This is a genomic window from Azospirillum brasilense (assembly GCF_005222205.1).
Taxonomy (GTDB): Bacteria; Pseudomonadota; Alphaproteobacteria; order Azospirillales; family Azospirillaceae; genus Azospirillum; species Azospirillum brasilense_G.
Window position 1 is genome coordinate 432706 of the sequence record NZ_CP032345.1, and the last position, 24965, is coordinate 457670.

General features: G+C 67.9%; 19 protein-coding genes. 6 read left to right on the forward strand and 13 right to left on the reverse strand.

Annotated elements, in window-relative coordinates; all coding sequences use genetic code 11:
• Positions 1 to 48: 48 nt before the first annotated feature.
• Positions 49 to 930 carry a methylenetetrahydrofolate reductase [NAD(P)H] gene (gene metF, locus D3869_RS02250; RefSeq protein WP_137138783.1) on the reverse strand — a complete coding sequence of 294 codons (882 nt, stop codon included), beginning with the start codon at positions 928 to 930 and terminating at the stop codon, positions 49 to 51.
• Positions 927 to 1910, reverse strand: a complete 984-nt coding sequence (locus tag D3869_RS02255) for an ArsR/SmtB family transcription factor (protein WP_137138784.1) — start codon at positions 1908 to 1910, stop codon at positions 927 to 929. The genes metF and D3869_RS02255 overlap by 4 nt, the downstream gene beginning before the upstream one ends.
• 408 nt (positions 1911 to 2318) lie before the next feature.
• Here D3869_RS02255 and D3869_RS02260 point away from each other — a divergent pair, with 408 nt between their 5' ends.
• From D3869_RS02260 to D3869_RS02270, 3 genes are all read left to right on the forward strand, one after another.
• Entirely contained in the window at positions 2319 to 3095 is a 777-nt protein-coding gene (locus D3869_RS02260; RefSeq protein ID WP_137138785.1) for an MlaA family lipoprotein, read from the forward strand.
• Between the two features lie 93 nt (positions 3096 to 3188).
• Positions 3189 to 3806, forward strand: coding sequence for an MlaC/ttg2D family ABC transporter substrate-binding protein (locus D3869_RS02265; RefSeq protein ID WP_137138786.1), 618 nt, complete (start codon positions 3189 to 3191; stop codon positions 3804 to 3806).
• A 195-nt stretch (positions 3807 to 4001) separates the two neighbouring features.
• Positions 4002 to 5483, forward strand: coding sequence for a pentapeptide repeat-containing protein (locus tag D3869_RS02270; RefSeq protein WP_137138787.1), 1482 nt, complete (start codon positions 4002 to 4004; stop codon positions 5481 to 5483).
• Positions 5484 to 5534: 51 nt separating this feature from the next.
• Here D3869_RS02270 and ettA read toward each other — a convergent pair whose 3' ends face one another.
• Positions 5535 to 7211: an energy-dependent translational throttle protein EttA gene (gene ettA / locus D3869_RS02275; RefSeq protein WP_137138788.1), complete on the reverse strand. Its 1677-nt coding sequence runs from the start codon at positions 7209 to 7211 to the stop codon at positions 5535 to 5537.
• Positions 7212 to 7334: 123 nt separating this feature from the next.
• Here ettA and D3869_RS02280 point away from each other — a divergent pair, with 123 nt between their 5' ends.
• The gene (locus tag D3869_RS02280; protein ID WP_035674278.1) at positions 7335 to 7802 is read left to right on the forward strand and encodes a YaiI/YqxD family protein; all 468 of its coding nucleotides are present in this window, start codon (positions 7335 to 7337) and stop codon (positions 7800 to 7802) included.
• A 19-nt stretch (positions 7803 to 7821) separates the two neighbouring features.
• Here D3869_RS02280 and D3869_RS02285 read toward each other — a convergent pair whose 3' ends face one another.
• Both D3869_RS02285 and D3869_RS02290 read right to left on the reverse strand, forming a co-directional pair.
• On the reverse strand, positions 7822 to 9153 hold the full coding sequence (locus D3869_RS02285) for an exonuclease domain-containing protein (RefSeq protein ID WP_137138789.1): 1332 nt from the start codon (positions 9151 to 9153) through the stop codon (positions 7822 to 7824).
• Positions 9154 to 9251: 98 nt separating this feature from the next.
• On the reverse strand, positions 9252 to 9935 hold the full coding sequence (locus D3869_RS02290; RefSeq protein WP_137138790.1) for a hypothetical protein: 684 nt from the start codon (positions 9933 to 9935) through the stop codon (positions 9252 to 9254).
• Between the two features lie 406 nt (positions 9936 to 10341).
• On the opposite strand from D3869_RS02290, the gene D3869_RS02295 reads away from it, so the two are divergent.
• Together D3869_RS02295 and D3869_RS02300 are read left to right on the forward strand one after the other, a co-directional pair.
• On the forward strand, positions 10342 to 10782 hold the full coding sequence (locus D3869_RS02295; RefSeq protein WP_247895689.1) for a hypothetical protein: 441 nt from the start codon (positions 10342 to 10344) through the stop codon (positions 10780 to 10782).
• A 197-nt stretch (positions 10783 to 10979) separates the two neighbouring features.
• Complete coding sequence (locus D3869_RS02300; RefSeq protein ID WP_247895690.1) at positions 10980 to 11390, forward strand: hypothetical protein; 411 nt, start codon at positions 10980 to 10982, stop codon at positions 11388 to 11390.
• A 22-nt stretch (positions 11391 to 11412) separates the two neighbouring features.
• On the opposite strand, the gene bfr is transcribed toward D3869_RS02300, so the two are convergent.
• From bfr to D3869_RS02340, 8 genes are all read right to left on the reverse strand, one after another.
• Positions 11413 to 11898 carry a bacterioferritin gene (gene bfr / locus D3869_RS02305; protein ID WP_014240606.1) on the reverse strand — a complete coding sequence of 162 codons (486 nt, stop codon included), beginning with the start codon at positions 11896 to 11898 and terminating at the stop codon, positions 11413 to 11415.
• A 123-nt stretch (positions 11899 to 12021) separates the two neighbouring features.
• On the reverse strand, positions 12022 to 14211 hold the full coding sequence (gene malQ, locus D3869_RS02310; RefSeq protein ID WP_137138792.1) for a 4-alpha-glucanotransferase: 2190 nt from the start codon (positions 14209 to 14211) through the stop codon (positions 12022 to 12024).
• A 215-nt stretch (positions 14212 to 14426) separates the two neighbouring features.
• Positions 14427 to 15086, reverse strand: coding sequence for a hypothetical protein (locus tag D3869_RS02315; protein WP_137138793.1), 660 nt, complete (start codon positions 15084 to 15086; stop codon positions 14427 to 14429).
• Between the two features lie 72 nt (positions 15087 to 15158).
• Positions 15159 to 16205: a response regulator gene (locus D3869_RS02320; protein WP_247895691.1), complete on the reverse strand. Its 1047-nt coding sequence runs from the start codon at positions 16203 to 16205 to the stop codon at positions 15159 to 15161.
• An 87-nt stretch (positions 16206 to 16292) separates the two neighbouring features.
• The gene (gene glgX / locus D3869_RS02325; RefSeq protein ID WP_137138794.1) at positions 16293 to 18443 is read right to left on the reverse strand and encodes a glycogen debranching protein GlgX; all 2151 of its coding nucleotides are present in this window, start codon (positions 18441 to 18443) and stop codon (positions 16293 to 16295) included.
• Between the two features lie 177 nt (positions 18444 to 18620).
• Complete coding sequence (gene glgB, locus D3869_RS02330; RefSeq protein ID WP_137138795.1) at positions 18621 to 20885, reverse strand: 1,4-alpha-glucan branching protein GlgB; 2265 nt, start codon at positions 20883 to 20885, stop codon at positions 18621 to 18623.
• A 106-nt stretch (positions 20886 to 20991) separates the two neighbouring features.
• Positions 20992 to 24315: a maltose alpha-D-glucosyltransferase gene (gene treS, locus D3869_RS02335; RefSeq protein WP_137138796.1), complete on the reverse strand. Its 3324-nt coding sequence runs from the start codon at positions 24313 to 24315 to the stop codon at positions 20992 to 20994.
• A gap of 180 nt (positions 24316 to 24495) precedes the next feature.
• A complete protein-coding gene (locus tag D3869_RS02340; RefSeq protein ID WP_137138797.1) occupies positions 24496 to 24930 on the reverse strand; it encodes a bacteriohemerythrin in 435 nt (144 codons plus the stop codon).
• Positions 24931 to 24965 lie beyond the last annotated feature (35 nt).

A 24965-nucleotide genomic window follows, 5' to 3' on the forward strand; every position in this document is an offset into this window, starting at 1 on the left:
TTTCTCCGCGACCGCGATCATCCGCGACACCCTAGCACAGGGGGGCGGTCACGACACCGCCGGCTGCTTCGCCTTGACGCCCAGCATGCGGCAGATGGCCACCGTCAGGTCGGAGCGGTTCAGCGTGTAGAAATGGAAGTCCTTGATGCCCTGTGCCTGGAGGGCCTGGCACTGCTCCGCCGCCATGGTCGCGGCGACGAGCTGCCGGGTCTCCGGATCGGCGTCCAGCCCTTCGAAGGTCTCGGCGAAGCGCTGGGGCATCGCCGCCCCGCATTTGCCGGCGAACTCGACCGCGCGGGCGAAGTTGGTGATCGGCAGGATGCCGGGCACGATCGGCACGGTGATGCCGGCGGCCGCACAGCGGTCGAGGAAGCGGAAATAGGCGTCGTTGTCGAAGAAGAACTGGGTGATCGCCCGCGTCGCCCCGGCGTCCACCTTGCGCTTCAGGTTGTCCAGGTCGAACTGCGCGCTCGGCGCCTCCGGGTGGGACTCCGGATAGGCGGCGACGGAGATCTCGAAGTCGGCGACCTTCTTCATCCCGGCCACCAGATCGGCGGCGTAGGCGTAGCCGCCGGGGTGCGGCACGTAGCGGCCGCCCACCCCGCCCTCGGTCTCCGGCGGATCGCCGCGCAGGGCCACGAGATGGCGGATGCCGGCGTCCCAGTAGGTCCGGGCGATGGCGTCGATCTCCTCGCGCGTCGCGCCCACGCAGGTGAAGTGGGCGGCGGCGGGGATGCCCGTCTCCTTCTGGATGCGCGTCACCGTGTTGTGCGTGCGCTCGCGCGTCGAGCCGCCGGCCCCGTAGGTCACCGAGACGAAGGAGGGGCTGAGCGGGGCAAGGCGCTGGATCGCCTGCCACAGGCTCTGTTCCATCTTCTCCGTCTTGGGCGGGAAGAATTCGAAGCTGACCGACGGGATGCCGGACGTCATGACTGGGCTCCGCTGATGGAGAGGATGGAGGGGTCGGCCTGGGATGCGCCCTTCGCGGCGCGCACCGCCGGCCAGATGGATACGGTAAGCGGTTCGCCCGGCAGATGCACCACGGCACCGCAGTCCAGACCACAATGGCGGCACCAGGCGGCGACCTCGGCGTCGGAGAAGCCCAGCCGTCGGTGCGCGTGCTCCGCCCGCAGGGATTCCAACGCGTGGGGAGCGAAGTCGACCACCAGCAGCAGGCCGCCGGGCCGCAGCACGCGCGCCGCCTCGGCGAGCAGATCGGCCGGCGCCTCCGCGAAATGCAGCACCTGATGGACGACTGCCGCGTCGAAGGACCCCGATGGGAAGGGAAGCTGGTACATGTCCGCCTGCCGCACGTGGCAATGGCGGAGCGCCGTGTCCTCCAGCTTGGTGCGGGCGATCGACAGCATCTCGCGCGACTGATCGACGCCCACGGCGCGCCGGGCGCGCGGCCCCAGCACCTCCAGCATGCGGCCCGTGCCGGTGCCGATGTCCAGGAGATCCCCGATCCCGTCGGCGGGGATCAGGCGCAGCAGCGCCTCCTCCACCTCGCGTTCCGGGACGTGGAGGGAGCGGATCTCGTGCCAGCGGGCGGCGTTCTCGCGGAAGTAGCTGGCTGCCGCCTCGGAGCGGGCGCGCTTGATCGCCTCCAGCCGCTCCAGGTCCAGCGTCAGCGTCGGGTCGTCGGACGGGATCGCGTCCACCAGCACGCGCGCCAGTTCCGCCGAGGCGCCGCGCTCCGTCAGCCGGTAGAAGGCGAAGGTGCCCTCCCGGAAACGATCCAGAAGACCGGCGTCGCACAGCAGCTTCAGATGGCGGGACACCCGCGGCTGGCTCTGCCCAAGGATCTGGGTCAGCTCGGTCACCGTCAGCTCGCCATGAGCGCACAGCGCCAGCAGCCGAAGCCGCGTGGTCTCCGCCGCCGCCTTCAATGTCGCAAGCAGTTCGTCCATGACCGCCGGCACCGTCCCGAATCGCCCCGAAGGGCCGGCCGGCCACCGCGGCCCGCCATGCGGGATACAGATATAAAGATATCTTTATGCAGCGTAAACACGTTTTCGCCGCCACCCCTTTCAATCGGGCGGGGGCGGCGGACGGGACGACCGGTCGGCGCGCGAAGGGCGCGGCAATCCTACCACATAGGGCGGTATCCGTATGGTGACCTCGCGTGGCACGCTGGTCAAAAGGCGGCGCCTGTGTTAGGCACGGAACAAAGGGATCGCACGGATTTTCCGGGCGATGTCCTGTCCGGCAGCGCCTGTTGCCGCCCGGCGAGGGGTCGACACCTTCCGACGTGGCGCGACGGGGCCGCGGAATCGGATGCCCCGCCCAAAGTCGTGTCCCAGAAAGAGCCGTCGCCGATGAAGCTGGCCAACCTCTCCCGCTCCCTTCTTCGCTCGGCCGCCGTGGCCGTCGTCGCCCTCGGCATGGCGGGCTGCGCTACCGCGCCCGGCAGCAACGAAGCCGACGTCACGGTCAGCGATCCGCTGGAGATTCCCAACCGATTCGTCTTCGCCGTCAACGAGACCGCGGACATCCTGCTGATCCGTCCGGCGACGGAGGTCTATGTGGGAGTCGTCCCCGACCCGCTGCGCCAGGCGGTGCACAACTTCGTCCAGAACCTGCTCGGCCCGCTCTACATCGCCAACAACCTGCTGCAGGGTGATTTCGAAGGCGCCCAGGTCGCCACCGGCCGGTTCATGACCAACACCATCCTCGGCCTCGGCGGTCTCGCCGACGTGGCGACGGAAGCCGGAATCGGCGACCGTCCGGAGGATTTCGGCCAGACGCTGGGCGTCTGGGGCGTCGGCCCCGGCCCCTATGTGGTGCTGCCGTTCCTCGGCCCGTCGAACGTCCGCGACACGCTCGGCTACGGCGTCGACACGCTGGCCGACCCGTTCCGCATCGGCACCAACGCCGCCGGGGCGGACAACGCGATGTACGGGCGGACCGCCGCCGCCGGTCTGGACCGGCGCTCCCAGCTCCTGCGCGAGATCGACGACCTGCGCAAGAACTCGCTGGATTTCTACGCGACGGCCCGCAGCCTCTACGCGCAGCAGCGCCGCGCCGCGATCGCCAACGACATCGCACCGGCGACGCCGGAGTTCCCCGATTTCGACGAACCCGCCAAGAAATAAGGAGGAGGCCTGCCGCGATGCGACCGTCCGCGCCCGGTCCTTTAACCGATTGAGTGTTGACAAAGCCCCCGCGGCAGCCACTTTTGCCTTGCCATGCTGACACGTCGCCTGTTTCTCGTGTGCGCGGCCCTGCTCGCGGTGAGCAGCTGGGCCGCCCGTCCCGCCGCCGCGCAATCGGCCGATCCGGGCGCGACCGCGTTCATCCAGTCCCTGGGGAACGAGGCCGTCGCCACCTTCTCGAACAAGAGCCTGTCGCGCGATCAGGCGGTGCAGCGCTTCCGCACCCTGCTCTATCAGGGCTTCGACGTGGCCTACATCGGTCGCTGGGTCCTGGGGCGCTACTGGAATTCCGCCACGCCGCAGCAGCACGACGAATACCAGAAGCTGTTCGAGCGGCTGATCGTCAACACCTACGCCGACCGCTTCGTCGAGTATTCGGGCGAGACCTTCCGGATCACCGGGTCCCGCGTGGAAGGCGAAGCGGACACCATGGTCTCCACCCAGATCGTCCGTCCCAACGGCCCGCCGGTGAATGTGGACTGGCGCGTGCGCAAGCGCGACACCTCCTACAAGATCATCGACGTGGTGGTCGAGGGCGTCAGCATGGGTGTGACGCAGCGCCAGGAATTCGCCTCGGTCATCGGCCAGAACGGCGGACGGGTCGAAGGGCTGCTCCAGGCGCTCCGCCAGAAGGTGGGCAGCGCCGGCTGATCCTTCGCTCCGCACGCCCGGAACGACCGGACCATCTAAAGGGCCGCCTTCGGGCGGCCCTTTTTCATGGCCTCTTTTTCATGGCCCCTTTTTTCATGAAGGTCCGAACGGCGATTCCGTGACGAACCCCGTCGGAAGGGGTATGGTCGCGCCCGAAGCCTCTCTTGTGTGTTGCAGCAGCGGGCGCCCTATCCGATGGCCGACCGGACTCCGAACGAGATCGACGAGATCAAGGCGATCATCCTCGCCCATCAGACGTGGCTGACGCGCCGCGGCGGGCGGCGGGCCGACCTCAGCTTCCGCGATCTTTCGAATCTCAACCTGGACCGGGTGAACCTGAACGGGGCGAAACTGGCCGGGGCCAATCTGGTCGGCGCCCGCCTCGTCCGGGCCGACCTCTCGCAGGCGGACCTGTTCGGCGCCGACATGGAAGGGGCGAACCTGACCGCCTCGACGCTGATCGGGGCGGATCTGCGCGGCGCCAACCTGCACCGGGCCATCCTGACCGACGCCAACCTGCGCGGCGCCGACTTCCGCGCCGGGTCGCTGATGAACGGAACCGACGACAAGCCGCGCAGCGATGGCGTCACCCGCCTGACCGAGGCGAAGATGGAGCGCTCCATCCTGGCCGGCGCGAACTTCACGGGCTGCGACCTCAGCGGCGCCGACCTGAACGACGCCGACCTGACGGGCGCCGACATGACCGCGGCCGTCCTGGTCGGCGCCGATTTCTGGGGCGCCACGCTGGACGGCGTGACCTTCGACGGCACCACCATCGACGAGGCGACGCTCGACCGCAACTACCTGCCCGCCTCCCTTCCCCAGAACGCCATCGTCAGGCCGGCCTACAAGCCGATGCCGTCGGGCGCGTTCCTGGAGGCCGTCGCCGAGCATGAGCGGTGGGTGAACAGCCACGGCGCGGAGGGCCGCCATCTCGATCTCGACCTCGTGTCGGTGATCGGGGCCGACCTGACCGGGCGCGTGCTCGCCGCCGCCCGGCTGCGCCGCTGCCGTCTGATGGGGGTGCGGCTGCGCAAGGCCAGCCTGGAGATGGCCGACCTCTCCTACACCGAGATGATCGGGGCCGACCTGACGGAGGCCTGCCTGAACGGCACCAACCTCCGCCGCGCCGGGCTGTCCCGTGCCGTGCTGGCGCGCGCCGACGCCCGCCCCGCCCGTCTGTCCGGCGACCGTCCCTGGCCCGCCAACTTCGACGGCGCGAACCTGACCGGCGCCGACCTGCGCGACGCCCGGATGGAGGACGCGGTGCTGCGTTCCGCCAAGCTGGGCGGGGCGAAGCTCGACGGCACGGGGATCACGGTGGCGGTGCATACCGCGCCGCCGCCGCCCCCGGCACCGGTGGAGCGGCGATCACAGAAACGCTACGCCCAGCCCTGTCTGGTGATCCGGACCGAGCGCGGCGCCCATTCCTCCCGCAACTGGTCGATCGGCGGGGTGTGCCTCTACGCGCCGGACAATCTGTTCGAGGAGGGCGAGACGATCGAGGGCCGCCTGTCCATGGCCGGGCGGGAGGACGTCTTCGCCACCGCGCGGATGGTGGTGGTGCACAAGGGCGTCGGGAAGGGGCAGGTGTCCGTGCGCTTCCACCAGTACGGCGACGATCTCAAGCAGCTCCTGAAGACCGCCTTCCTGGAGCATCAGAAGCTGGAAGGGTGACCGGAAGCCCCCCTCTCCCGCGGCGGGAGAGGGGGGTCGCCGGGGCCGCCGTTACGAACGGACGAGCGGCTTGTACTTGATGCGATGCGGATTCACCGCATCCTCGCCCAGACGGCGCTTCTTGTCGGCCTCGTAGGCTTCGAAGTTGCCCTCGAACCACTCCACATGGCTGTCGCCCTCGAAGGCCAGGATGTGGGTGGCGAGGCGGTCGAGGAACCAGCGGTCGTGGCTGATGACCACGGCGCAGCCGGCGAAGCTCTCCAGCGCCTCTTCCAGCGCCCGCAGCGTGTCGACGTCCAGGTCGTTGGTCGGCTCGTCGAGCAGCAGCACGTTGGCGCCGGACTTCAGCATCTTGGCGAGGTGGACGCGGTTGCGCTCACCACCGGAGAGCTGGCCGACCTTCTTCTGCTGGTCCGGACCGCGGAAGTTGAAGGACGAGACGTAGGCGCGGCTGGGCATCGACTTCTTGCCGAGGTCGATGATGTCCAGCCCGTCGGAGATCTCCTCCCACACGGTCTTGTTCGGGTTCAGCGAATCACGACTCTGGTCGACATAGCCCAGCTTCACCGTCTCGCCGACGCGGAAGGTGCCGGCGTCCGGCCCGTCCTGCTCGGTGATCATGCGGAACAGGGTGGTCTTGCCGGCGCCGTTCGGGCCGATCACGCCGACGATGCCGCCCGGCGGCAGGCGGAAGGACAGGCCGTCGATCAGCAGGCGGTCGCCGAAGCCCTTGTTGATGCTCTCGGCCTCGATGACGACGTTGCCCAGGCGCGGCGGCGTCGGAATGACGATGCGGGCCTCGCCCGTCGTCTCCTTGCCGCTCTCGGCCAGCAAGGTCTCGTAGGCGGAGATGCGGGCCTTGCTCTTGGCCTGACGGGCGCGCGGGGACTGCCGGATCCATTCCAGCTCGGTGGCGAGCTGCTTCTGGCGGGCCTCCTCGGCGCGGCCTTCCTGCTCCAGGCGCTTCTGCTTCTGCTCCAGCCAGGAGGAGTAGTTGCCCTCGTAGGGGATGCCCGACCCACGGTCGAGTTCGAGAATCCAGCCGGTCACGTTGTCGAGGAAGTAGCGGTCGTGGGTGACCAGGACGACGGTGCCCTTGTAGTCCTCCAGGTGCTTCTGCAGCCATGCCACGGACTCGGCGTCCAGATGGTTGGTCGGCTCGTCGAGCAGCAGAAGGTCGGGCTTCTCCAGGAGCAGCTTGCACAGGGCGACGCGGCGCCGCTCACCGCCGGACAGCTTGGTCACGTCGGAATCACCCGGCGGGCAGCGCAGCGCGTCCATGGCGATTTCGACCGTGCGGTCGATGTCCCAGGCGTCGGCGGCGTCGATCTTCTCCTGAAGCTCGGCCTGCTCGGCCATCAGCGCGTCGAAGTCGGCGTCCGGGTCGCCCATCGCCTCCGACACGGCGTTGAAGCGGTCCAGCAGGCCCTTGGTCTCGGCCAGGGCCTCCAGGACGTTCTCCTGAACCGTCTTCGTCGGGTCGAGCTGCGGCTCCTGCGACAGGTAGCCGACCTTGGCGCCCTGCGCGGCCCAGGCCTCGCCCGAATAGTCCTTGTCCAGGCCGGCCATGATCTTCATCAGGGTCGACTTACCGGCGCCGTTGACGCCGAGGACGCCGATCTTCACGCCGGGCAGGAAGGACAGCCAGATGTTGTCCAGAACCTTCTTGCCGCCGGGGTAGACCTTGGACAGGCCCTTCATCACATAGACATATTGATAGGACGCCATGCGCCGCTCCGACCCTTCTGCACAAAAAGGAAAAATCCAGGACGCCATCCGCGGCGCCACTTCGCTCGCTCAGGGTTTTAGCGCATAAGGACGCGGCATGAAACGGCGAAGGAGGGAAGCCGGGTGGTCGAGATTTATGTGGATGCCGATGCCTGCCCGGTAAAGTCGGAAATTTACCGGGTGGCCGGGCGCAACGGAATCAAGGTGTGGATCGTCAGCAACGGCCCGCTCCGCCTGCCCAACGAATGCCTGTCGGAACTGGTCGTCGTCGGGTCGGAGTTCGACGCCGCCGACAACTGGATCGCCGAGCACGCGACTGAGGCCGACATCGTGGTCACCGCCGACATCCAGCTGGCCGACCGCTGCGTCAAGAAGCGCGCCGTGGTGATCGGCCCGACCGGCCGCCCCTTCACCGACGACAGCATCGGCTCGGCCATCGCCACCCGCGCGCTGATGCAGGATCTGCGCGACATGGGCGTGGTCAGCGGCGGCAACAAGCCGATGAGCCAGCAAGACAAGTCGAAGTTCCTGCAGACGCTCGATCAGGCGGTGCAGGCGCTGAAGGCCGGGCGGCGCCCGAAATGGCGGTAAGGAGCCACTCCGGCAAGGGTCACTCCGGCAGCGCGCCGGCCTGACCGGCGGCGAACGCCCGCGCCTGCCCGTGCGTGGCGATCCCCCGCCGGTCAAGCTGCTTCAGCAGGACGGCCGCCAGTTCAGCCTCGACCAGCGCGGGGGCGAAGGGCCCCATGCGGCGATCGGTGGCGATGCCGAAGGCGGCGGCCAGCCGCTCCAGCGAGGCCCCTTCGAGCGCCGGATCAAGGGCCGCGGCCAGCCGGGCGAGGTCGAGCGTTGGCGGCGCCTCCGGTTCCGGCTGGCCGGCGTCGCGGCAGGCGCGGGCCAGCGTGGCGAGCGACGCCTCCACCCCCACGCCGACCACCGCGCAGCCGCGCAGGGCGTCGGCGATCACCGGCCAGGCCGCGGCGAAGGGGCGCGCGCCTTCCACCATCGCCGCGGTCACGCCGTGGACCGCGGTGCCCTCCGCCGGGATCGGCGCGCCGGGATCGATGAACAGCTCCAGCGACAGGCTGCGGAAGACGCGCGGCCCGACCATCCGCACCGTGCCCACCGCGACGACGGGCCCCTCCTCCGCCCGCCCGGTGACGGGTGCGGCGGCGGTGGCGGTGGCGACCCACAGGCTGACCATCGGCAGGGCCATCAGCGGGTCCTCGTCGCCGAGATGGACGGGACGGGCGTTGGGGCGCAGGAGCAGCCGCTCGCCGGACAGCAGCGGCGGCGCCTCCCCCGCCTTCGCCGGGAAGACCAGGGCGATCCCCGACTGGAGTCCCAGATCCTTGATCCGCACCGGCACCTCTCCTCCCTGGGCGCGGCGCAGCAGGGCGGAGACCATCTGGCCGTCCTCGCGCGCCCGCTCGATGGCCCGGAACAACTCGGGGCGCGACAGGTGATCGTAGATGTCGGCCCCCGCCTCCAGCCCCAGATGAGCCGAGGCCGCGGGGTTCAGCGTGTCGATCCGCCCGAAGTCGTCGAGCACCACCACCGGTTCCTCCAGCGCGGCGATCACGCCGGCCAGCCGCTCGCCCGGACGGTTCTCGCCGTGGCGGCCATGGCGCAGCGCCTCCGCCGCCGCCCGCGCTAGGTCGCCGGCCTCGTCCTCCTTGGCGTCGGCGGCGAGGGAAGCGGCGCTGCGCCCGCGCCACGCCGACAAGGTCTCGCGCAGCCGGCCCAGATCGCGGAAATGGCGGTTCAGCCGGGCGAAGGCCATCCACAGCGCCAGCACGCCGAGCCCGACCGCCCCCATGTCCAGCAGGGAACGCTCCGGGTCGGCGACGGCCAGCCGCCCGATCTCCACCCCCAGGAAGGCAAGCGCCAAGCCCGCCACCGCAAAGCCCAGCACCGCCGAACGCCACGCCCCGCCCCGCATCGGGCCGCCTCCACACACCGTACGAATGGCGCGACTGTAACGCTCCCGGATGCCGGCGGAAAGGGAGCGGGCGGGTCAGCCCTCCCGCTCCTGCCCCGCTAATCCGCCGCGAAGCAGTAGAGCAGCCCCGCGCCGCCCGTGCTCTTCAAGGCATCCTGGCTGCATCCGCCCCGCGTCAGGTGGGAGCTGTTCCAGGATTTGGCCGGCGGGTCGTCGCCGAGCCCCATGCGGTCGTGATGGCCGACCATGGCGGCGCCCTCCGCCCCGCTGCGGGTCCAGTTGCCGCAGGTGCGGTCCTCCGCGCCGGCAAAGGCCGTGCCGTCGGGCTGGCTGCCGGTCAGGATATCGTGGGTGTTGGGGGTATCGCCGCGGCCCTTGACCGTCTCGCCGGTTTCGGTGAGCCCGGTCTGCTTGGTCAGGCCATTGGTGGCGTGCAGATCCTCCACGCTGCGGGCGATCACCTGCCCCTTGGCGTTCTGCCAGGGGCCGGCGCCGATTCGGTCGCGGGCGTTCACCGCGGGCCGGCCGTCCGCCGCCTGGGTGGACAGATAGGCCTTCCAGTCGCGGCCCCCTGCCCCGACGGCCTGCGCCAATTGCCGGCAGTGGCGGTCCGCTCCCTCCAGGCCACCGAGATCGGCGCCTTTCCCCGGCCCGGCGCTGGTGATGAAAAAGCTCATGCCCGCGGAACCGGCGGATGTCTGCGCCGGTGCCGGGGATGCCGACAGCAGCACAGCCACCGAAATCGCAGCGCCGACACCTGCCCCGAAGATGGTGCGGACCATGGACGCCCTCCCCCTGCCTTGTTGTTCAGACGATGGTGGCTCCTGGACGCTGGGGCGGACGGCTTTATTCCCGTATCCTTTCGGCGCATCACCCAGCCGCATGGCCGATCCTTCTTTTTTCCCCTTCCGGTGCAGCGCGAAATCCTTATCGTCCCTGGCGGCTCCCTCACGCTGGCGCAGCCACAAGATTTAATACGAATTTCGAACCATTTTATTCCCATAACGATAAAAAGGTTTACGCAACTCAAAATAATAATGAGAGAAACCGCGAACGAACACACGCTGTCGTTATCGCGCTTTTAAACATTCAAAGACTTATTCGAACGCTGTTAATCGCTCATTAAGGCAAATTCGGCAGATTTGATCTTGCGTTCTCCTTCACATTTTTTTGGGTCCGGCGATGGTGATGGTCTACCACCCTTACGCGCTCCAGCATCGGCAGGAACGGCGGTCCGGGCGCAGGCTTGCGCTGGCGTTGATCGTCGCCCTCGGCCTCCCCCTGGCGGTGGGCGCCGGCTACACCTTGGAGACGGTGCGCGGCTATGCGGTGCAGGCCCGTCTGGCGCAGGCGGTGGACGCGGCGGCCCTGGCCGGCGGGCGGGTGATGTTCGACGACCAGCGCGACGGCCACATCCGCACCTTCTTCGACAACGCCTTTTCCAAGAGCTTCCTGGGCGCCCACGCCGCGGCGCTGAGGATCGAGGACGATACGAACAGCGGCGTGCTGACGGTGCACGGCCGGGCAACCGTCAAGGCGCTGTTCACCCGCGTCCTCGGCGGCAGCGACCTGATCGTGGAGGCGCAGTCGGTCGTCCGCCGCAATGTCCGTGGCCGCAAGGGGTCTTAAACCCTTCGAAGCGCGTCACCCGGCGCCGTCGGACGGACAGCCACCACGGCGCCATGACCCCTGACCGATTTTTTTAAGGCATCGGGAAGGTTTGCGCTGATACCATGCGGGTCGAGGCTCAACCCCAACCCGCCCTGCCCCCCGTGTCCAGCATCCTGTCCCTATCATCGGCGTCGAACGCTCAACCCCTTTCCGGGATGAGCAAGATTCGACAGATGCTGGCCAGCGAGGCCATCGCGGTGCAGCCGATCCGGCGTGTGCCGGGGGAGCAGGAACGCCGGCGGTCCGACGATGTCTCGGCGGCCGACGATGCGCTGAAAAGCGGACAGCGGACGGAACTGGGCGGAGCGGACGGCAACCGCGCCGGCCGTGCCGGTTCCTCCGCGACATTCGCGCTGGGCGACGCGGAGGCCGGTGACCGGCCGGTGACCGGCGCGTCGCCGCGCCTGAGCGCCATGCCCAACGCCGGCTTCATCGCGCAGAGCATCCATCAGGACGCCATGGGCAGCGGCCTGCACATCGAACCCTGGTCCGCCGCCATCACCGCCTACCGCAAGGCCGACGCCGCGGCCTATGCGGCCGGGACGTCGGCTGGGGTGTCCGTCTAGGCGACGGACAGCTCCCCATCGCTTAAGACGAGGAATCCTCGCCGTAGATCTGCTCCTGCTGGTAGGCGGTCAGGCCCACGCGCTGGATCAGGTCGAGCTGGGTCTCCAGCCAGTCGATGTGCTCCTCGGTGTCCTCCAGGATCTCCCGGAAGATTTCGCGGCTCTGATAGTCGCGCACCGCGTCGCAATCGGCGATGGCCTCCAACAGGTTGCCGCGGTTGTGGCTTTCGATGCCGAGGTCGGCGGTGAACATCTCCGGCAGATCCTCGCCGATCTTCAGCTTGTGCAGGTCCTGAAGGTTGGGAAGACCTTCCAGGAACAGGATGCGCTCGATCAGCTTGTCGGCGTGCTTCATCTCGCCGATGGATTCCTCGTAGACCTTGCCCGCCAGCCGGTGCAGGCCCCAGTTCTTCAACATGCGGGCGTGCAGGAAATACTGGTTGATGGCCGTCAGCTCGTTCGTCAGAATCGTGTTGAGGTGCCGGATAACCTTCGGATCACCTTTCATCTACCCCTCCGTCTTGATCGGCCGCGCGGCATGGCGCGCGGCGCGCTGTTCTTTTGCCCGACGACTGCCTCCAAGTGTAAGCCAATAGCGCAGGATCGCAATCGGCTTCCGGTTCGGCTGGCTTCAGGGCCGCTCGCCGCGCACCGCCTCGGCCAGCCGGCGCAGCCCTTCATCCTCGGCCATCGCCTCCACCGGCACGCCCAGGCGGCGGCGCCAGTTGGGGTGCTGGTCAACGGTGCCCGGCAGGTTCGGCTGCTCCACCTCGCCCAGCGCGTCCTCGATCTGCACCATGGCGATGCGGCCCGGGGAGCGGGACAGGTAGCGGTGCACCGCCTCCATCAGCTCGCGCGAGAAGGGCTGCGATCCCTCGTTGTTCGGATAGCGGGCCGGGCGAAGCCCTTCCCGCTCCAGCGCCTGGAGCATCCACCAGCGGTCAACGCCGCGGTCCCAGACATCCTTGTTCCGCGCCGCCTCGTCGGGATAGAGGTCGAGCCGGGCGCGCCAGTCGAGGTCGCGGTTGGTCCAGAAGCCCTTGAAGGTGGCGAGGTCGTGGGTGGTCACCGTGACCATGGCCCCGGCCGGATACTCCTGCGGCGCCTTGAAGCCGCCGTCGGCGCTGCGCTCGAAATACAGCACGCGGTAGCTGAGGATGCCCGCCCGCTCCAGCGCCGGGCGGAAGCCCTCCGGCACGGTGCCGAGATCCTCGCCGATGACGATGCAGCGATTGCGCCGGCTTTCCAGCGCGATGATCCGCAGCAGATCCTCGAACGGGTACTCGACATAGGCGCCGTCGCTGCCGTCCGCCGGAATCCAGAACAGGTGCTGCAGCGCCATCACGTGGTCGATGCGCAGCGCCCCGGCGTGGCGCATGTTGGCGCGCAGCATGGCGATGAAGCTGCCATAGGCTGATTCGCGCAGGCCCACCGGCGACAGCGGGGCGAGGCCCCAGTTCTGCCCCTTCATGTTGAACTGGTCCGGCGGCGCGCCGACATTGGCCCCCTGCACCAGGATGTCCGACTCCCCCCAGGCCGCCGCCCCGCCGGGATGCGCCGCCACGGCGAGGTCGCGGTAGAAGCCGATGGGCAGCCCGGCCCGGCGCCCGCGCTCCGCAGCCGTGCCCAGCTGGCGGTCGGCTTCCCATTGCAGATACTCGAAGAACTCCACCCGCTCGGCCTGCTCCGCGGCGAAGGCCTGGACCTCCGGGCTGTCCGGGTGCTGGAAGGCCGGCGGCCAGCTCCGCCACATCCACTGGGAGGGGTCGCGGCGGTAGAAATGTTCGTGCAGCGCCTCGAACACGGCGTGGCGGCGCAGCGGCTCGCCCATCTCGCGCCGGAACGTCTCGAACGCCTCGCGCCGCGCGTCGCTCCCGCCGAGCGCGCGGAAAGTCGTGTGCAGCGCCTCCAGCACCGGCATCTTCAGGGCGGAGACGGCGGGATAGTCCACCAGCTCCGTCGCCCGCGCGGCGGCCAGCCGCTGCCGGAACTCCTCCGAGGCGATGAGAGCCTGCGCCTGCGGCGTGGCCGCCAGCTCCGGCACCCTCTCCACGTCGATGTAAAGGATGTTGAGGAAGGTCCGGCTGCTCGGCGAATAAGGGCCGATGTGGTTGGGGTCGGCCGGGAACAGCGCGTGCAGCGGATTGAGCCCGACCAGCCCGGCCCCGAGCCCCGCCGCCGTCTCGGCGAAGCGCCCGAGGTCGTCGAAGTCGCCGATGCCCCAGTCGTCGCCGCTCTTCAGCGCGTAGAGCTGGAGACCGATGCCCCAGGTGCGTCCGCCGGGGACCACGTCCTCCACGGTCAGGCAGCGCTGCGGGGCGACGATCAGCACCGTGCCGCCCTCCAGCGCGCCGCCCACGCCCTGGGGCCGGATCACCACCGACAGCCGGTGATAGCCGAGCGGCAGGGTCGGCGGCAGGCGGGTCGAGACCGTCCGCCGCTCGTAGGCCACGCCGTCGAGCACGCGCTGGTCGGCCAGCGGCAGGTTGCCGACGCGCAGCGACGCGCGGTGGGCGAGCCCGCCCTCCTCGGTCAGCGTCCAGGTCAGCTCGGCGTCCTCCAGCCCGGCCGGAACGGCCAGGGCGAGGCTGAGCGGCGCGCCCTCGTCGATCACCAGGACGGGGGGAAGCATGCGCCGCCACGCCCGGTCCTCCACCGCGTGCAGGCTCGCCGCCAACTCCTCGCCGCTGCCGGCGGGATAGCCCATGGCGGCGGACAGCGCCCGCTTCGTCGCGTCGGAGGTCTCGCGCCGGTTGCCCCAGATGTCATGGTAGAAGGGCTCGATGCCAAGCCGTTCGGCAAGCCGGTCGAGATCGCTCATTCAGGGGTCCCCGCGGTTATCGGTCGTGGCGTCTTGGTGGCGTCATTCTGGCCAAAACGGCCTGCGCGCGAGCATTGCGCGTCGGGCCGATTCCGTCCAGCCCCGAACATTCGAATTTCCATATTGACCGCAACGCTTTCGCGCGCGGCGACGGGGCAAGGGTGACAACGCGCCGCAACTCTGGATGATCCGGGTTAGGCCTTGGAGCACGACTTTCAGGGCTTCTTCGCGTCCTCAATAGACAGCGCCATCACACGAAAAGCGTCCAGTTTCGAACGCCCGTCTTCAAGCCAACCTTTCAATGCGTCCAGTGGCACGTTCTGAAGCACATCGGACGCCCTCGTGGTGTCCAAAATATAAACAAATGCGAATGCTGTATCGATATCAAACACCCTTCCGATTAGAAATTCGCTCGTCCCTCCACGTGATATTTGGCAATACTCGCTCCAGTCAGCCGTCATATATGCAGGAAATTTTCCAGAATTATTATCCACGAAAAACAGAGGCTCTGTTACACAAAACTCCTTCATAGCACCGGCTTGGAATTTAAAAAAATCTTGGAAGTTACTAACTCCATCTATCTTTGGCACAATACGAAAAACTGCATTTTCCCTTGAATGCCTACCCCCAATAATCCCTTTGAAATAATTGGCTGTTTCTAATTTCCTCCGATCCCCTTCCTTTTCCCATTCCCGCGAAACGCTCAGAGAAATCAGCTTGGCATTTACGCCAGCCTTATTCTTGAGAACCATCTCGTAAGAATTGAACAAAATATTGCTTGACGATGCTTCGCCGACAACAGACCGAATCGATTCATCACACCCTGACAACGCTACCATCGCAAGAACTGAAAAAAATGCCAGAGGCCTATTCATCTGACAAAAAAATCCGCCCATTGTTTCCATCCACTATTTTGCACAGAGAGACACTGAAGCGCTTCAAATACATCAGCTCACGATCGATGCATCATCTCTCACACCCGAAACCTGTGCATTTTGCACACCAGTCGCCGCGGCCTTCGCGGCCTCCGCCTTGGCCTGCGCCATCTGCTCCAGGCGGGTACGGTAGCCGGTCACGGCGGCGGCGACCTCGGCCATCATCGCTTCCAGAGAACGGTTCGAATCCACCGCCTGCATCAGGTCGCGGGCGAGCGAGCGTGCGCTCTCCAGTTCCTCCGCCGCGACGGCGCCCGATTCGGCGTGGAGCCGCAGCCGCTCGGCCATCATCTTCAGGGACTTGGCGACGGATTCCGCCGGCCCAGGCTCGCTCAGGTCGTCGAGGCGGCGCAGCAGGTCGTCGAGGAAGGCCGGGACGCGGGCCACATGCTCCACCGCCATGCGCTCCGGTGGACGGGCGGTCAGGCCGGTGGCGGCGAACTCGATCAGGAAAGCGACCTGGACGCTGATGCGCAGCAGTTTCTGTTCGTTGACGAAGTGGTTGGCCTCGGCCATGAGCTGGCGGGCGTTGATGTGGGCCCAGCGGTTGGTCGCCTTCAGCCGCAGCGTGTTCGGCGCGTCGAGCAGCGGCACCTGGGCGCCCTCGCGCGGCGACTTGCGCCGGTCGGGGCCGGTGTAGTCGGCGGTCACCACGAACTTCTTGCGCGATTCGATCAGGGCGGCCAGCCGGTCCTGCACCTTCTTGGGCGAGACCGGCTTCACCAGCAGGTCGTCCGCCCCGGCGTTGGTGACCCGCATGACCAGAAGCGGCGTCGGCTGCCACGTCGTGGCGACGATGCAGGCGTAGGGGTTGCGGGTGTCCGGCTCGTTGCGCAGGCGGCGGATGAGGCGCAGCGCCTCCGGCTCTTCACCATCGATGTCGAGCAGGATCAGGTCCGGCGTGGCCGCGGTCAGCGCTTCTCCGGCCTCCTGGGCCGAGCCATGCACCGCCGTCCGCTTCATCCCCAGCCGCGCCAACACCTCGCGCAGGACGCGCTGGCTGTTGGACTGCGTGTCGATGATGGCCGCATCAACCAGGGAGAAGTCGTAGTCGGGCATGCGTCGGTTCCGCGAAAACCGGAGGTGGAGGACCCACCCCCGGTCCCGACGTTAGCACAGGCGGAAAATGCCGCCTATTGACCCGCATCAACGACCGGGCGATTCGACCTGCACGAACACCAGCGCGGTCCGCCCGTCCACCGGCATCGTCCGCCCGGCGAGCTGCATCCGCCCGTCACCGGCCCCGTCCGCCACGCGGGTGTCGAGCACGCAGCGCCAGCCGCGCGCGTCGGGAACCTCCGGCAGGGTGACGTTGACCGTGTCGGTGTGGGCGTTCAGCACGATCAGCAGCACCCCATCGTCCTGCGGCGCCCCGTCCACCCCCGTGTAGGTTCCGGCATGGCCGTTCAGCAGCAGCATGATGCAGCGCGCGTGGCCGTTGCGCCAATCCTCCGCCGACTTCTCCACCCCCTGCGGCGTGTACCAGACGATGTCCTTCAGCCCGTCCGCGGAGGTGCGGCGGCCGTGCAGGAACACCGGGCGGCGCAGCACCGGATGGGCCTTGCGAAGTGTGATCAGCCGCTTGACGAAGGCCAGCATCGGCCCGCCCTCGCCCTTGAGCCGCGCCCAGTCGAGCCAGGAGGTCTCGTTGTCCTGGCAATAGGCGTTGTTGTTGCCCTTCTGGCTGTGGCCGATCTCGTCGCCGGCCAGCATCATCGGCGTGCCCTGCGACAGGAACAGGGTGGCCAGCAGGTTGCGCTTCTGCTTGGCGCGGGCCTCGCGGATCGCCGGGTCGTCGGTGTCGCCCTCCACCCCGTGGTTCCAGGAGTGATTGGCGGAATGGCCGTCGCGGTTGTCCTCGCCGTTGGCCCAGTTGTGCTTGTCGTTGTACGAGACGAGGTCGTGCAGGGTGAAGCCGTCGTGCGCCGTGACGAAGTTCACCGACGACCAGGGCCGCCGCCCGCGCTTCTCGAACAGGTCCGACGAGCCGGCGATGCGCCCCGCCAGCTCCGGCAGCATGCCGTCGTCGCCGCGCCAGTAGCGGCGGACGGTGTCGCGGTAGCGGTCGTTCCACTCCGCCCAGCCCGGCGGGAAATTGCCGACCTGATAGCCGCCGGGACCGACGTCCCACGGCTCGGCGATCAGCTTCACGTCGGCCAGCGCCGGGTCCTGCCGCACGGCATCCAGGAAGCCCGAACCGGGGTCGAAGCCATAGGGCTCCCGCGCCAGCACGGTGGCGAGGTCGAAACGGAAGCCGTCGACGTGCATCTCCGTCACCCAGTAGCGCAGGCTGTCCATGACCATCTGGAGGACGCGCGGGTGGCTGAGATTCAGGGTGTTTCCGGTGCCGGTGTCGTTGATGTAGAAGCGCGGGCTGTCGGGAAGAAGCCGGTAGTAGCTGAGGTTGTCGATGCCCTTGAAGGACAGGGTGGGGCCGAGATGGTTGCCCTCGCCCGTGTGGTTGTAGACCACGTCGAGGATGACCTCGATCCCCGCCTCGTGCAGGCGGGCGACCATGGTCTTGAACTCCGACAGCACGCCGGTGGTCATGTAGCGCGGCTCGGGCGCGAAGAAGCCGACGCTGTTGTAGCCCCAGTAGTTGCGCAGGCCCTGCCCGACCAGATGCCGGTCGTCGGCGAAGGACTGCACCGGCAGGAACTCCACCGAGGTGATGCCCAGCGCCTTCAGATAGTCGATCACCGCGTGGGTGGACATGCCGGCGAAGGTGCCGCGCAACGGGGCCGGCACCTCCGGATGGCGCATGGTGAAGCCGCCGACATGCGTCTCGTAGATGACCGTGTCCGACCAGGGAACCGCCGGGTGCCGGTCGTGTCCCCAGGTGAAGGCGCGGTCGACCACCCGGCACTTCGGCATGCCACGGGCGTTGTCGCGCCGGTCGAAGGACAAATCCTCGCGCGTCGAGCCGACGCGGTAGCCGTAATGGGCGTCCGACCAGCGGAACGGCCCGAACAGCGCCTTGGCGTAGGGGTCGAGCAGCAGCTTGTTCGGGTTGAAGCGGTGCCCCGCCAGCGGCTCGTACGGCCCGTGGACGCGGTAGCCGTAGAGCAGGCCGGGCCGCGCGTCGGGCAGATAGCCGTGCCAGACCTCGTCGGTGTGCTCCGGCAGGACGACCCGCTCGACCTCGCGCTGACCAGTCTGGTCGAACAGGCACAGCTCGACCTTTTCGGCGTGGGCGGAAAAGAGGGCGAAGTTGACCCCGAAGCCGTCCCAGTTCGCCCCGAGGGGATAGGGCTTGCCGGGCCAGACGGCGGTGCGCGTGGCGGTGGAGATGGACATCAGGGCAGACTCACCACGGGCACTGGAGATCGGGCGGAACCGCAAGCGGCTTGCATCGGCGCAGCGGCTGACCTAGCCGAAGCGGATAGCCACCTCTTGCAATAAAGGAGCGGCACGCCGGTCACGTCAAGTGCGGAACGCCGCTCCTCCCTTCTCCCTTTGATCGAAACGCTGCCCCTACCCGGCCTTGCGCTCCAGCACCAGAGTGCCCAGCGGGGGCAGGGTCAGGCTGATGGAGTGCGGACGGCCGTGCCATTCCGTCTCCTCGCTCGCCACGCCGCCGGCGTTGCCGACACCACTGCCGCCATACTCGGGGGCGTCGGTGTTCAGCACCTCCTCGTAGCGGCCCGGCAGTGTGACGCCGACGCGATAGCCGTCGCGCGGCAGCGGGGTGAAGTTACAGACCACCACCACATGGTGCTCCGGATCCTCCCCGCTCTTGCGCAGGAAGGCGAGGATCGAGTTGTCGCTGTCGTTGGCCTCGATCCATTCGAAGCCCGCCGGGTCGCAGTCGGTCTGGTGCAGCGGCTTCAGGCCGCGGTACATCCGGTTCAGGTCGCGCACCAGCGCGTGCAGCCCCTGGTGCAGCGGCTCCTCCAGAAGGTGCCAGTCCAGGCTGCGCGCCTCGCTCCATTCGCGCCACTGGCCGAATTCGCCGCCCATGAACAGCAGCTTCTTGCCGGGATGGGCGAACATGAAGCCGTAATAGGCGCGCAGGTTAGCGAACTTCTGCCAGTCGTCGCCGGGCATCTTGTTGATGAGCGAGCCCTTGCCGTGCACCACCTCGTCGTGGCTGAGCGGCAGGACGAAGTTTTCCGAGAACTGGTAGATCAGGCCGAAGGTGAGCTGGTGGTGGTGGTAGCGGCGGTGGATGGGGTCCTTCGCCATATACTCCAGCGTGTCGTGCATCCAGCCCATGTTCCACTTGTAGCCGAAGCCCAAGCCCCCGAGATAGACGGGCCGCGACACCGCCGGCCAGGCCGTGGACTCCTCGGCCACCGTCATGATCCCCTGGTTCTGGCCGTAGGTCAGCTCGTTCATCCGCTTCAGGAAAGCGATGGATTCCAGGTTCTCGCGCCCGCCGAAGCGGTTCGGGACCCACTCGCCGGCCTTGCGGCTGTAGTCGAGGTAGAGCATGGAGGCCACGGCGTCGACCCGCAGCCCGTCCAGCCGGTAATGCTCCAGCCAGAACAGCGCGTTGCCGAGCAGGAAGTTCTGCACCTCCGTCCGGCCGAAATTGTAGATCAGCGTGTTCCAGTCCTGGTGATAGCCCTGGCGCGGGTCGGCGTGCTCGTAGAGGTGCGTGCCGTCGAACCAGCCCAGCCCGTGCGGGTCGGTCGGGAAGTGGCCGGGCACCCAGTCGAGCAGCAGCCCGATCCCCGCCGCGTGGCAGGCGTCCACGAAATACTTGAAGTCCTCCGGCGTGCCGTGGCGGCTGGTCGGCGCGTACATGCCGATCGGCTGGTAGCCCCAGGAGCCGTCGAAGGGATGCTCGGTGATCGGCAGCAGCTCGATGTGGGTGAAGCCCAGGTCCTTCACATAGGGCACCAGCCGGTCGGCCAGTTCCCGGTAGGTGAGGAAGCGGTCGCCCTCTTCCGGCACCCGCGCCCAGGAACCGAGATGGACCTCATAGATGGAAATCGGCGCGGTCAGGTCGGCGCTGGCGGAGCGGGTCCGCTGCCACTCGGCGTCCTGCCAGTCGTAGGACGGCAGCCCGTGCACGACCGAGGCGGTCTGGGGGCGGAACTCCGCCTGGAAGGCGTAGGGGTCGGATTTCAGCGGCAGCAGGTCGCCGCCCGCCCCCTTGATCTCGAACTTGTAGCGCTGGCCGACGGTGGCGTGGGGAACGAAGATCTCCCACACGCCGGCTTCCATCCGCTTGCGCATCGGCAGGCGCCGCCCGTCCCACTCGCAGAAATCGCCGACGACGCTAACCCGCCGGGCGTTGGGCGCCCAGACGGCGAAGGCCACGCCGGCCACGCCGTCGATCTCCCGCGGGTGGGCGCCCAGCCGCTCGAAGCTTTTAAGGTGAGTGCCCTCGGCCAGCAGATGGATGTCCAGTTCGCCCAGGACGGACCAGAAGCGATAGGCGTCCTCGAACTCCACCGTCGCCAGTGGGAACTGGACGCGCAGGCGGTAGCGGAAGCGTTCCTTGCGGTCGGGCAGGACGGCGACGAAGAAGCCCTCGTCGTGGACCTTGTCGGCCTCGCCCACCGGGTCGCCGGACGCGCTGTCGACCACCCAGAGCTTTTCCGCACCGGGGATGAAGGCGCGGACCTCGACGGGCTGGTCCTTGCCGGTCTGGTGCATGCCCAGGATCGCGAAGGGATCGCCGTGGTCGGCGCGGACGATGGCCTCGATGCCGCCGCTCAACGGCGACACGGCCTTCGGCGACGCCTCCTGCGCCTTGGCACGGTTTCCCGTTCGGATGTCGTTCGGCATCGGCTGACCTTCCCCTACCCTTGCTCGTTCTTGGGGTGTGAACATAGCGCCGGGGCGTTTGTCACACCACGCCCGCGGCGTCCTATGTCCCGTTTCGGGTTTCGCCTCAGGACTCGCCGTCCAGAAGCCCCAGCACGCCCTTCACCGGAATGCCGATCCAGTTGGGCCGGTTGGCGGCCTCGTAGGCGATCTCGTAGAGCGCCTTCTCCATAAGGAACAGCGCGAGGAGACGGCGGTCCGTTGCGGTTCCGTCCGGCACGTCCGGGCAGGCCCCCATGGCGGCGCGGTAAGCCTCCAGGAAGTTCTGCATGCTGCGCCGCTCCCAATCGAGCGCCGCCTCCATCACCGCCCCGGCCTCCTCCAGAACGCCGGTTTCGTCGATCCGGAACAGCGCCGCCCAGGTGGCGTAGTTGAAGGAACGCAGCATCCCCGCCACGTCGCGCAGCGGGCTGTGCTTGGCCCGGCGCTCCTCCAGCGACTTCGCCGGTTCGCCCTCGAAGTCGATGATGTACCAGTCGTTCTGGGCGCGCAGCACCTGCCCCAGATGGTAGTCACCGTGGATGCGGGTCTTGTCGCCCTGCGGCGGGGTGTCGGCCAGCTCGGCCAGCCGATTCATCACGTCGGCGCGGCGGGCCAGCAGCGATTCCGCCTGCTCGCGCACGGCGGGGGCCAGACGGTCCAGGGCGCCGGGCAGCGCGGCGAAGGCGGCCTCGGCCTGACGGCGGGCGGCCTCGCCCCAGCCCTTCAGGTCGTCGGCGGTGACCGGCTCCGGGTCGAAGGCCGGGTCGCCGGTCCGCTTGGCCAGCGCGCAATGGAGTTCCGCCGTGCGCTGGCCGAGCGTCGCCATCATGGCGGCGTGCATGCCGAAGGGTTCACCCTCGGTCGGCTCCTCCGGATCGTGGGTGAGGCCGAGACGAATGTCGTCCAGATCGCGCACCAGCGAATCGACGGTGCTGCTCCAGCCGTCGCCCTGGTTGCGGACATAGCCCTGGAGCACGAACAGCGCGGTCGGCGTGCCGTCCTCCGCCACATGTTCGACGGAGCCGAGCAGCGGCGGCGTGTTCTGGAAGCCCGCCACCTCGGTCAGGAACCGTCCGACCTCCAGTTCCGGATGGGCGCCGGGGGTCAGGCGGCGGAACGCCTTCAGCACGGCTTGGCTGCCCACCAGGATGGAGCTGTTGCTCTGCTCCACGCCGAGGCGGCGGATCTCGGTCTCGTCATCCACCGCAAGGTCGGCCATGCAGGCCGTGGGCGAGAAGCGCAGGTGCCCGCTCGATGCCGGAACCTCCCGGCCCTCGCGAAGGGCGGCCAGCAGGCTGCGGGTGAAGGCGTCGGCCTGCATGGCGTCGTAGATGGCGCCGGTCCGCGGGCCGCGCCGGGCCTTGGCGAGCGTGAAGGGCAGCAGCGGCCAGCCGGTGTTGCCGGCGTTCTCCTCCCAGCTCATGGCGAGCGGCAGGAAGTAGGACTGCGGCTTGGCGCCGCTCAGGGAGACGTCGGCCCGCACCATCATGAAGCCGTCGCCCGGCCCGTTGAGCCGCGCGAACATCGGGATGTGCGCGCTCTCGATGCGGCGGTCCTTGGCGGCGAACCAGCGCTGCTGCGGCAGGTAGGCCTGCAGGATGTCGCGCGCCAGCTCCTCGCCGGCGCGGCCGCTGATCAGGCTCTGCCAGCCGTCGCGCACGACGATGGTCAGCAGGTCGGGCACCGGCTCCGGCATCGTCTCGTGCCAGGAGGGCAGCGCCGCCTCGGCGGCCAGCGCGAACCAGTAGAAGCCGTAGGCGGGGATGGTCAGCAGGTAGGGCAGATCGCCGACCGGTGGGAAGACCGTCCGGCCCAGCATCTCCACCGGAACGCGGCCGCGGAACTGTTTCAGGTCCAACTCCACCGCCTGGGCGGAGCGGGACAGGTTGGCCACGCAGAGGATGACCTCGTCGCCCTCCTCCGTCGAATGGCAGCGCAGATAGGCCAGGACCTTGCGGTTGCCAGGATAGAGGAGCTGGAAGCTGCCGCGCCCGAAGGCCTTGTGCTGCTGGCGCACCGCGATCAGCCGCTTCATCCAGTTCAGCAGAGACGACGGGCTGCGCTGCTGCGCCTCGACGTTGATGGCCTGGAAGCCGTAGATCGGGTCCTGGATCGCCGGCAGATACAGCCGCGCCGGGTCGGCGCGGGAGAAGCCGCCGTTGCGGTCGGGCGACCACTGCATCGGCGTGCGCACGCCGTCGCGGTCGCCGAGATAGATGTTGTCGCCCATGCCGATCTCGTCGCCGTAATAGAGCACCGGCGTGCCCGGCATCGACAGCAGCAGGCTCTTCAGCAGCTCGATCTTGCGGCGGTCGTTCTGGAGCAGCGGGGCGAGGCGCCGCCGGATGCCCAGGTTGATGCGCATGCGCCGGTCGGCGGCGTAGAAGTCCCAGAGATAGTCCCGCTCCCGGTCGGTGACCATCTCCAGCGTCAGCTCGTCATGGTTGCGCAGGAAGATGGCCCACTGGCATTCGTCCGGGATGTCCGGGGTCTGGCGCATGATGTCGGCGATGGGGTGCCGGTCCTCCATGGCGACGGCCATGTAGATTCGCGGCATCAGCGGGAAGTGGAAGGCCATGTGGCATTCGTCCCCGCCCTTCTCCAGGTCGCCGAAATAGGGCAGCACGTCCTCCGGCCACTGGTTCGCCTCAGCCAGCAGCATGCGGTCGCCGTAACCCTTGTCGATCTCCGTGCGGATCGCCTTCAGGACGTCGTGGGTTTCCGGCAGGTTCTCGTTGTTGGTGCCCTCGCGCTCCTTCAGGTAGGGCACGGCGTCGAGCCGCAGCCCGTCCACCCCCATGTCCAGCCAGAAGCGCATGACGTTCAGCACCTCCTGAAGGACCTTCGGATTGTCGAAGTTCAGGTCGGGCTGGTGCGAGTAGAAGCGGTGCCAGAAATAGGCCTGCGCCTCGGAATCCCAGGTCCAGTTGGACTTTTCCGTGTCGCAGAAGATGATGCGGGTGCCCTGGTACTTCTGGTCGGTGTCGGACCAGACGTAGAAGTTCCGATGGTTCGATCCCGGCTTGGCCTGACGGGCGCGCTGGAACCACGGGTGCTGGTCGGAGGTGTGGTTGATGACCAGTTCCGTGATCACGCGCAGGCCGCGGTCGTGGCATTCGCGCAGGAAGCGCTTGAAATCCTGGAGATTGCCGTAGGACGGGTTGACCGCCTTGTAGTCGGCGATGTCGTAGCCGTCGTCGCGCAGCGGCGAGGGATAGAAGGGCAGCAACCACAGCGTGGTGACGCCAAGCTCCTGGATGTAGTCGAGCTTCTGCGTCAGTCCGGCGATGTCGCCGATGCCGTCGTTGTCGGCGTCGAAGAACGCCTTGACGTGAAGCTGATAGATGACCGCGTCCTTGTACCAGAGCGTGTCGTTCCGATCGATCCGGCCATTGTCCGAGTTCTTCATACCGCCGCCGTCGCTCCGCTGGTCTGGTGGAGCGGGGCCGTCGGACGGGCAGGAAATCCCGCGCCCATCCGGCAGCCGCGCCACATCATAAACCAGTTAGAGTTGGGTCCGTTCCACGGCAAAGGCAACGTTGGACGCGAAACCTGCGATGGCGGACCACCATCGGAGGCAGTGCCGGCGTCAGGCGGAGGTCCGCTTCCGTTTGGCGCCTTGGGTCAGGTTCCGGTAGACCCCCTGATCCTCTTCGATGAAATGGGCGATCAGGCGGTGTTCGACCCAGTTGGTCAATTCGTTGGGCGTGCAGAAGACGACCCCGTACGGCCCTTCGAACCTCAGGGCCAGCAGCTCTTCGGTGATCTCCCGGTGCAGCCGCTTGTGCTTCTCGACAGCGCCGCTCTTGGCGTCGATCCAGAACTGTTCCTCGTCGGAGAAGTGCTCCCCCGTGTACTTGACCAGGGCGGCGAAGGCGTTCTGGATGATCTTGTAGCCCTGCCCCGCCGCCACCGCCATGTGCAGCAGCCCGGCCAATTCCAGAAGGGTCCGGTGCTGTTCGTCGATGGACTCGTTTCCGACCGTGTATTCGGACTTCCACGGGAAGCGGGCGGATGGCTGCATGGGAGGCCTGCCGATAACGGCTGTGCTGAAGGTAG

Excerpts from the sequence above, each read along its gene's own strand:
- metF (WP_137138783.1), bottom strand. The coding sequence starts at position 930 with ATGACGTCCGGCATCCCGTCGGTCAGCTTCGAATTCTTCCCGCCCAAG.
- D3869_RS02255 (WP_137138784.1), bottom strand. The coding sequence starts at position 1,910 with ATGGACGAACTGCTTGCGACATTGAAGGCGGCGGCGGAGACCACGCGG.
- D3869_RS02260 (WP_137138785.1), top strand. The coding sequence starts at position 2,319 with ATGAAGCTGGCCAACCTCTCCCGCTCCCTTCTTCGCTCGGCCGCCGTG.
- D3869_RS02265 (WP_137138786.1), top strand. The coding sequence starts at position 3,189 with ATGCTGACACGTCGCCTGTTTCTCGTGTGCGCGGCCCTGCTCGCGGTG.
- D3869_RS02270 (WP_137138787.1), top strand. The coding sequence starts at position 4,002 with ATGGCCGACCGGACTCCGAACGAGATCGACGAGATCAAGGCGATCATC.
- ettA (WP_137138788.1), bottom strand. The coding sequence starts at position 7,211 with ATGGCGTCCTATCAATATGTCTATGTGATGAAGGGCCTGTCCAAGGTC.
- D3869_RS02285 (WP_137138789.1), bottom strand. The coding sequence starts at position 9,153 with ATGCGGGGCGGGGCGTGGCGTTCGGCGGTGCTGGGCTTTGCGGTGGCG.
- D3869_RS02290 (WP_137138790.1), bottom strand. The coding sequence starts at position 9,935 with ATGGTCCGCACCATCTTCGGGGCAGGTGTCGGCGCTGCGATTTCGGTG.
- D3869_RS02295 (WP_247895689.1), top strand. The coding sequence starts at position 10,342 with ATGGTCTACCACCCTTACGCGCTCCAGCATCGGCAGGAACGGCGGTCC.
- D3869_RS02300 (WP_247895690.1), top strand. The coding sequence starts at position 10,980 with ATGAGCAAGATTCGACAGATGCTGGCCAGCGAGGCCATCGCGGTGCAG.
- bfr (WP_014240606.1), bottom strand. The coding sequence starts at position 11,898 with ATGAAAGGTGATCCGAAGGTTATCCGGCACCTCAACACGATTCTGACG.
- malQ (WP_137138792.1), bottom strand. The coding sequence starts at position 14,211 with ATGAGCGATCTCGACCGGCTTGCCGAACGGCTTGGCATCGAGCCCTTC.
- D3869_RS02315 (WP_137138793.1), bottom strand. The coding sequence starts at position 15,086 with ATGAATAGGCCTCTGGCATTTTTTTCAGTTCTTGCGATGGTAGCGTTG.
- D3869_RS02320 (WP_247895691.1), bottom strand. The coding sequence starts at position 16,205 with ATGCCCGACTACGACTTCTCCCTGGTTGATGCGGCCATCATCGACACG.
- glgX (WP_137138794.1), bottom strand. The coding sequence starts at position 18,443 with ATGTCCATCTCCACCGCCACGCGCACCGCCGTCTGGCCCGGCAAGCCC.
- glgB (WP_137138795.1), bottom strand. The coding sequence starts at position 20,885 with ATGCCGAACGACATCCGAACGGGAAACCGTGCCAAGGCGCAGGAGGCG.
- treS (WP_137138796.1), bottom strand. The coding sequence starts at position 24,315 with ATGAAGAACTCGGACAATGGCCGGATCGATCGGAACGACACGCTCTGG.
- D3869_RS02340 (WP_137138797.1), bottom strand. The coding sequence starts at position 24,930 with ATGCAGCCATCCGCCCGCTTCCCGTGGAAGTCCGAATACACGGTCGGA.